Source organism: Akkermansia sp. NBRC 115031 (assembly GCF_030268505.1).
Classification (GTDB): Bacteria; Verrucomicrobiota; Verrucomicrobiia; order Verrucomicrobiales; family Akkermansiaceae; genus Akkermansia; species Akkermansia massiliensis.
Window position 1 is genome coordinate 1 of sequence record NZ_BSQU01000018.1, and the last position, 971, is coordinate 971.

1 protein-coding gene is annotated in these 971 nt (G+C 59.6%); it reads left to right on the forward strand.

Going from position 1 to position 971, the window contains the following annotated elements; genetic code table 11:
* Positions 1-971 (forward strand): hypothetical protein (locus QSJ36_RS12775; protein ID WP_285468794.1); only part of this gene is annotated, 971 nt, incomplete at both ends.

Here is a 971-nt window from a genome sequence, read left to right on the forward strand (position 1 = left end):
CCGAACCTTCCTCCCCATGTCCCATCACCCTGCGCTACAAGCATCCCCTCGAATGGACCGCCTCCTGCAATCCCGAAACCGGACAGATCTCCGTCAAACGACCCACGGGCAGTTCCATCTCCTTCCAGAGTTCTGACGGCCATGCCGAAGCCTCCGTCTCAGGAAGTTCGCGCAAGTTGAACTACAAGGTTCAGAAGCTGAATGCCGACAAGTTTCCCTGCACCGGCGGCTCTCCCGCCTATCTGGACATGGTCCAGAGCAATGGGCGCACCCTGCGCTTCTCGGCAACCACCGGAAAGGTCGTCTCCATGGTTTCCGCCTCCGGCGTGGAAACCACGGCGGAAGATTATTCCCGGCAGATGAAGGTGAACCGCCATCCTTCCACGGGAGCCATCCAAAGCATCTGGTCCAAGTCCCGGGGACTGCTACAGGCGGTTGGGGAAGGCAACAGGCTCACCCTGGAATGGTACGCTCCCGGCCAGGTGAGCAAGAATGCGCGCGGCTTTGCCGGCACGGGAACTCCCTACAAGACGGTCAGCTATGAACTGAGTGACGACCAGGGCGTGCAGGTGATGGACATCGCCGAACAGAGGGAGGGGATGCCTGTCTTCCGGACGCAGCGAAGGACGGAAGGCAACAAGGTGACGACCATTCAGGGAGAGGGGGATGAGCGCACCGTGCACACGGTGGAGAAAAACGTGCTGCCTGGTTCCAAGTGGGAGCGCATTGAAACTATTCAGGGCATCAACGAGGAAACACCTTCTTCCTGTACCCGGACAGTCAAGAAGTACACCGAGGGAGGCTGGTTGACCATCAGCAGCACCCAGGGCTACAAGACCTCTCTGGCCCAGACTACGCTTTACACCTACAACGACCAGTTCCGGGTGTCCCTGGAGATCAAGCCCGATGGAGGGTACACGCGCTACGAGTACGATGACCAGGGCAGAACCGTGCTTTCCGCTGCTCCCTGG